Origin of the sequence: Proteus alimentorum (assembly GCF_002607735.1) — a bacterium.
Lineage (GTDB): Bacteria > Pseudomonadota > Gammaproteobacteria > Enterobacterales > Enterobacteriaceae > Proteus > Proteus alimentorum.
Genome location: NZ_NBVR01000020.1, coordinates 296,345 through 303,718, shown reverse-complemented (window position 1 = coordinate 303,718; position 7,374 = coordinate 296,345). Strand labels below are relative to the sequence as shown.

Genomic DNA, 7,374 nt, shown 5'->3' with positions numbered 1-7,374 from the left:
GCAATTTGGTCGAGCGAAAATGCGCTAGAAGCAGATTACAAAACCATTCGTTATTCAGGGAAAGAAAAAGATGCTACGGGGATGTATTACTACGGTTACCGCTACTACCAGCCGTGGATTGGCCGTTGGTTAAGTGCCGATCCAGCAGGTACGGTGGATGGACTAAATTTATATCGCATGGTGCGCAATAACNCGAAAATGCGCTAGAAGCAGATTACAAAACCATTCGTTATTCAGGGAAAGAAAAAGATGCTACGGGGATGTATTACTACGGTTACCGCTACTACCAGCCGTGGATTGGCCGTTGGTTAAGTGCCGATCCAGCAGGTACGGTGGATGGACTAAATTTATATCGCATGGTGCGCAATAACCCGGTGACATTGCAGGATCCTGATGGTAGAGCACCCACGCCTTCAACGTCTGCAACAACAAGTGAACATTTTATCAATCGATTACCGACGTCATTTCATGAAATGAAAACAGATGATTGGGGGGAATTGAATATTAAACGGTCTGAGGCTTGGAATCAAAAATATTCACGAGACTTTAAAAGAGAGACGCACTATACCGCCAGTAAGTTAGGTCCGTATTTTACGCTCTATTCAACCTCGGATTTTCCATCAAAACAACTTATTGTTACTGCCCATGGTTTTTTTGATTTAAACAGCAAGGCCGTTCCAATACCTGATGGGGTGACATTAGAATTCTTAAATCCACATGATACTATATTAAGAGAGCCGGGTATTGATCACCTCGCAATGTATAAGAAGTATACGTTATATTCTATTTCCAATCATCATCTGAAGTCACATAATAAATTCGCGGTTGAGCAAAAGGAATGGTTGGGAATATGGGCAGTAACAGGCGAGTATAATGATATAAAAGCTAAAGCAGCAGAAAACGATAAGAATAGTGTAATTAATATTACAAATTATAGCTTATTAGCATATGAGCACGATACACCGGATAGAATAGGTAATGCATTGGCTGTCAATCGAGCAATTACGCAAACAATTCAAGATCAAACAGTCAGAACGGATATTGTCACAGTAAGTGATACGGTCACTATTGATGGGGTCTCTAAGCCTTTAATAACGACAATAAGAGAGCTTTTCAATGAGTTAAAGGCAAATGATATTCACTATGACAATATTGTCTGCTCATTTTGTCGTTGTGAACGAGGCAACGAAAAGGTTGGATATGATCCAGCGACCGCTAGCCTATATATGTCAAAATAATCTTATTGTAACTCGATTAATAATGCTTAGAGGCTAAGAACTAAGCGCGGTTAAATTAATCACGGGTACTTAGCCTAGAAATAAATTAAGAATATATCGTAATGACTCAATATATTTATTTGCCGTTAATCATTAACGAAATAATGATTATTGATAAAGAAAAAATTACAAGGAATTAAAAAGATGTTAAATCAACAATTAAATACAAGCACCCCAACAGTGGTGGTTTATGATAATCGCGGATTAACCATTCGTGAAATTAATTATTGTCGTCATCCCGACACAATAAATAAAACAGATGAACGCATTACGCGTCATCACTTTCATGCTCGCGGTTATTTAGAACGCAGTGTTGATGCAAGATTGTATGAAGCACAACAATCCGATCCAACTATTCAACCCAATATTCAGCAAACAGTGAGTTTAGGGGGCGCGCTATCACTGTCACAAGGTGTTGATAATGGAAATAGCTTTAATCTCAATGATATTGAAGGCACGGTTGCACAACAGATTAATGCCAAAGGCACCGTGACAACCTACGAGTATTCCGCTCAAAGCATTGAGCGATATTTAGAGCAAGTCAAAGAAGGGAAATTAGGGGATCCAGACACTAAGGTTATTCAAAAACTTAAATGGGGACAAGGAAACGCGAGTGAGTTAATCGGGATCAATCAAGTGGGAAAATGTATCGAGCACTTTGATACCGCGGGTAAAAAAACGTATAGCCATTATTCGTTACAAGGCGCGGTAATATCAGAAACACAACAGTTCATTGTAGGTAATAACATTAATTGGGGTACTGACAGTGAGCAAGGTATTCAACAAGCTGAAAAATTTACCACTCAATATACTTATGATGCCACGGGTACTGTATTAGCAGAAACCGATGCAAAGGGGAATAAACGCCGTCTTGCCTATGATATTGCAGGGTTTGTTAAGCAATCTTGGCTGACCTTAAAAGGCCAATCAGAGCAAGTTATTTTACATTCACTCACTTACTCAGCTGCGGGGCAAAAACTGCGTGAAGAGCAGGGTAATGGCTTAGTTACCACTTATGAATATGAGCCTGAAACGCAACGTTTGTTGTATGTCAAAACACAGCGTCCTCAAGGTCATGCATTAGGTGCGAAGATCATGCAAGATTTGCGTTATGAGTACGATCCGGTCGGCAATATTATTTGCTTAAAAAATGATGCTGAAGCCACACGTTACTGGCGTAATCAGAAAATCGTGCCTGAAAATCGTTATATTTATGACTCTCTGTATCAATTAGTGAGTGCAACAGGTCGTGAATCAGCCAATCAAAAAACACCCGCATCAATCCAATCTCAAACCATTACTACGTTAGTGAAAGATGCACAAAGCTATACCAATTATACCCGTTTATACACTTATGATAGAGGCGGGAATTTAACGCAAATCCGTCATAACTCTCCTATTGCGCAACAAAGTTTTACCCAAGATATTTGCGTATCTAATAAAACTAATCGGGCATTACTTGAATCACAATGTTCTGATCCGAAGCAAGTCGATAGCTATTTTGATGAAAGTGGTAATTTAACCCAGCTTCTTAATGGGGATGCCATTATTTGGGACAGCCGTAATCATCTGAGAGCCACAAAAGAGATAATGGAAAGTGGGCAATTATCTGAGGGTGAAACCTATCAATATAACAGTGCGAGCCAACGTGTGATGAAAATACGCGGGCGTAAAGCGGCTGGCGGTGATTTAGAAACAGTCACTACGCACTATTTACCGAATATTGAAGTCTGGGAAGTAAATGAAAATCCAGTAACAGAAAAATATGCGGTAGTACAAATCAATGCGGGTACCAGTGCAAAAGTCAGAGCCTTGTGTTGGGAAATGGGTACGCCGAAAGGGATTGAAAATAATTCACTGCGTTATAGCTATGATGATGGTGTGGGTAACAGTGGATTAGAAACCGATGGTCAAGGGCAATTAGTCAGTTATGAGGAATATTACCCTTATGGCGGCACGGCAATTTGGTCGAGCGAAAATGCGCTAGAAGCAGATTACAAAACCATTCGTTATTCAGGGAAAGAAAAAGATGCTACGGGGCTGTATTACTACGGTTATCGCTATTATCAACCGTGGATTGGCCGTTGGTTAAGTGCCGATCCAGCGGGCACAGTGGATGGGCTAAATTTATATCGCATGGTGCGTAATAATCCGGTGACATTGCAGGATCCTGATGGTAGAGCACCCACGCCTTCAACGTCTGCAACAACAAGTGAACATTTTATCAATCGATTACCGACGTCATTTCATGAAATGAAAACAGATGATTGGGGGGGATCGCGTATTAAACGGTATGAGGCCTGGAATCAAAAATATTCAAGAGACTTTAAAAGAGAGACGCACTATACCGCCAGTAAGTTAGGTCGGCATTTTACGCTCTATTCAACCCCTGATTATCCATCAAATCAACTTATTGTCAGGAGTCATGGTGGTTTTCACTTAAACAGCAAGGCCGTTCCAATACCCGATGGGGTGACATTAGATTTCTTAAATCCACACAGGACTAAATTAATAGATCCGGGTATTGATAACCTCGTAATAGATAAGAAGTATACGTTATTTTCTATTTCGAATGAGTATCTAGATTTACATAGTCAACTCGCAGTTGAGCAAAAGGAATTGTTGGGAATATGGGCAGTAACAGGCGAGGATAATAATATAACTTCTGAAGTAACAGAAGAAAATAATAATGGGAAAATTAATATTAAAAATTATAGATTAACCAAATATGATCGCGATACACCCGATAGAATAAGTAATGCATTGGCTGTCAATCGAGCGTTTACACAAACAAATCAAAAACAAACAGTCAGAACGGATATTGCCACAGTAAGAAACTCGATCACTTTGGATGGGCGCACTATACGTTCAATAACGACAATAGGAGAACTTTTCAATGAGTTAAAGGCAAATGATATTCACTATGACAATATTGTCTGCTCATTTTGTCGTTCTAAAAAGGACAAGCTCAATTTGAGCTATGATCCTATGGAACAGAAACTAAAATTATTGCAATACTCTTAATCATGCTTAGAGGCTAAGAATTAAGTGCGGTTAAATTAATCACGAGATATTTAGTTTAGAAATAAATTAATATTATATTTTCATGAAAAAAGATATTTAACCGCCATTAACCATTAACGAAATAATGATTATCGATAAAGAGAAAATTGAAAGGAATTAAAAAGATGTTAAACCAACAATTACACACAAGAACGCCAACGGTGGTGGTTCTTGATAATCGCGGATCAACAATCCGTGAAATTAGCTATTGCCGTCATCCCGATACGATTAACCAAACGGATGAACGTATTACGCGTCATCACTATCATGCTCGCGGTTATTTAGAGCGCAGTATTGATGCAAGATTGTATGAGGCTCAACAATCAGACTCAGTAATTCAAGCGAATATTCAGCAAACAGTGAGTTTAGGGAGCGCATTATCACTTTCACAAAGGGTTGATAATGGGAATAGTTTTAATCTCAATGATATTGAAGGCACGGTTGCACAGCAGATTAATGCCAAAGGCACCGTGACAACCTACGAGTATTCTGCTCAAAGCGTTGAGCGATATTTAGAACAAGTCAAAGAAGGAAAACTGGGTGAAAACAGTATTGCCGTAGTACAAAAATTGAAATGGGGACAAGGAAACGCGAGTGAGTTAATAGATACCAATCAAGTGGGAAAATGCATTGAACACTTTGATACGGCAGGTAAAAAAACATATAGCCATTATTCTCTCTTGGGGCATGCTATTGCAGAAACACAACAGTTGCATATGGGGAGTGTTATTGACTGGGATTCAAATAATGAAGAAGCGAGTATTGAGCGAGCTGAAAAATTTACCACTCAATATATTTATGATGCGACAGGGGCTGTATTAGACGAGACGGATGCAAAAGGGAATAAACGCCGTATCGCCTATGATATTGCAGGGTTTGTTAAACAATCTTGGTTGACCTTAAAAGGACAGTCAGAGCAAGCGATTTTACGTGCTTTAACCTACTCAGCTGCGGGGCAAAAACTGCGTGAAGAGCAGGGCAATGGCTTAGTCACCACTTATGAATATGAGCCTGAAACTCAACGTTTACTGCAAGTGAGAACACAGCGTCCTCAAGGTCATGCATTAGGTGCGAAGATCATGCAAGATCTGCGTTATGAGTACGATCCGGTCGGCAATATTATCTGTCTGAAAAATGATGCTGAAGCAACGCGTTACTGGCGTAATCAGAAAATCGTGCCTGAAAATCGTTATATCTATGACTCTCTGTATCAATTAGTGAGTGCAACAGGGCGTGAATCAGCCAATCAAAAAACACCCGCATCAATCCAATCTCAAACCATTACCACGTTGGTCAAAGATGCACAAAGCTATACCAATTACACGCGTTTATACGCTTATGATAGAGGCGGCAATTTAACGCAAATCCGTCATAACTCTCCTATTGCGCAACAAAGTTTTACCCAAGATATTTGCGTATCTAATAAAACTAATCGGGCATTACTTGAATCACAATGTTCTGATCCGAAGCAAGTCGATAGCTATTTTGATGAGAGCGGTAATTTAACCCAGCTTCTTAATGGGGATGCCCTTATTTGGGATAGCCGTAATCATCTGAACGCCACTAAAGAGATAATGGAAACGGGGCATTTAACTGAGGGCGAAACTTATCAATATAACAGTGCGAGCCAACGTATGACGAAAATACGCGGGCATAAAACTGCTAACGGTCATTTAGAAAAAATCACTACGCACTATTTACCGAATATTGAACAATGGGAAGTGAGCACAAGTTCTGTGACAGAGAAATATGCCGTTGTACAAATTCAAGCAGGTACGAGTGCAAAAGTCAGAGCATTATGTTGGGAGATGGGTACACCGAAAGGGATTGAAAATAATTCACTGCGTTATAGCTATGATGACGGTGTGGGTAACAGTGGATTAGAAACCGATGGTCAAGGGCAATTAGTCAGTTATGAGGAATATTACCCTTATGGCGGCACGGCAATTTGGTCGAGCGAAAATGCGCTAGAAGCAGATTACAAAACCATTCGTTATTCAGGGAAAGAAAAAGATGCTACAGGGCTTTATTACTACGGTTATCGCTATTATCAGCCGTGGGTGGGGCGTTGGTTAAGTGCTGATCCAGCGGGCACAGTGGATGGGCTAAATTTATATCGCATGGTGCGTAATAACCCGGTGACATTGCATGATCCGGATGGTAGAGCACCCACGCCTTCAACAACAAGTGAGCATTTTATCAATCGATTACCGACGTCATTTCATGAAATGAAAACAGATGATTGGGGGGAATCGACCATTAAATGGTCTGAGGCTTGGAATCAAAAATATTCACGAGACTTTAAAAGAGAGACGCACTATACCGCCAGTAAGTTAGGTCGGTATTTTACGCTCTATTCAACCTCGGATTTTCAATCAAAACAACTTATTGTCAGGAGTCATGGTGGTTTTTACTTAAACAGCAAGGCCGTTCCAATACCCGATGGGGTGACATTAGAATTCTTAAATCCACACAGGACTAGATTAACGGATCCGGGTATTGATAACCTCGTAATAGATAAGAAGTACACGTTATTTTCTATTTCCAATCATCATTTTAAGTTACATAATCAATTCGCGATTGAGCAAATGGAATGGTTGGGAATAAGGACAGTAACAGGCGAATATAATAATATAACTTCTGAATTAGCAGAAGGAAATAATAATGGGATAATTAATATTAAAAATTATAGATTATCCAAGTATGAGTACGATACACCCGATATAATAGGTAATGCATTGGCTGTCAATCGAGCGTTTACACAAACAAATCAAAAACAAACAGTCAGAACAGATATTGCCACAGTAAGAGACACGATCACTTGGGATGGGCGCACTATACCTTCAATAACGACAATAGGACATCTTTTCAATAAGTTAAAGGCAAATGATATTCACTATGACAATATTGTCTGCTCATTTTGTCGTTCCAGACAGGGCAAGCTCAATCTGAGCTATGATCCTATGGAACAGAAACTAGAATTATTGCAATACTCTTAATCATGCTTAGAGGCTAAGAATTAAGTGCGGTTAAA

General features: G+C 39.6%; 3 protein-coding genes and 2 pseudogenes. All 5 read left to right on the top strand.

The genetic code is table 11. The features are described from left to right. Nucleotides 1–192: pseudogene (locus tag B6258_RS06540) on the top strand (RHS repeat-associated core domain-containing protein); the annotation flags it as partial. Nucleotides 193–197: 5 nt separating this feature from the next. Then, nucleotides 198–398, top strand: a pseudogene (locus tag B6258_RS18485) (RHS repeat-associated core domain-containing protein); the annotation flags it as partial. 75 nt (nt 399–473) lie between these two features. Next, a complete protein-coding gene (locus B6258_RS18280) occupies nt 474–1,238 on the top strand; it encodes a putative adhesin (protein WP_338064478.1) in 765 nt (254 codons plus the stop codon). 183 nt (nt 1,239–1,421) lie between these two features. Further along, on the top strand, nt 1,422–4,301 hold the full coding sequence (locus B6258_RS06530) for an RHS repeat-associated core domain-containing protein (RefSeq protein ID WP_099074599.1): 2,880 nt from the start codon (nt 1,422–1,424) through the stop codon (nt 4,299–4,301). A gap of 164 nt (nt 4,302–4,465) precedes the next feature. After that, on the top strand, nt 4,466–7,339 hold the full coding sequence (locus B6258_RS06525) for an RHS repeat-associated core domain-containing protein (RefSeq protein ID WP_099074598.1): 2,874 nt from the start codon (nt 4,466–4,468) through the stop codon (nt 7,337–7,339). Nucleotides 7,340–7,374: the final 35 nt, after the last annotated feature.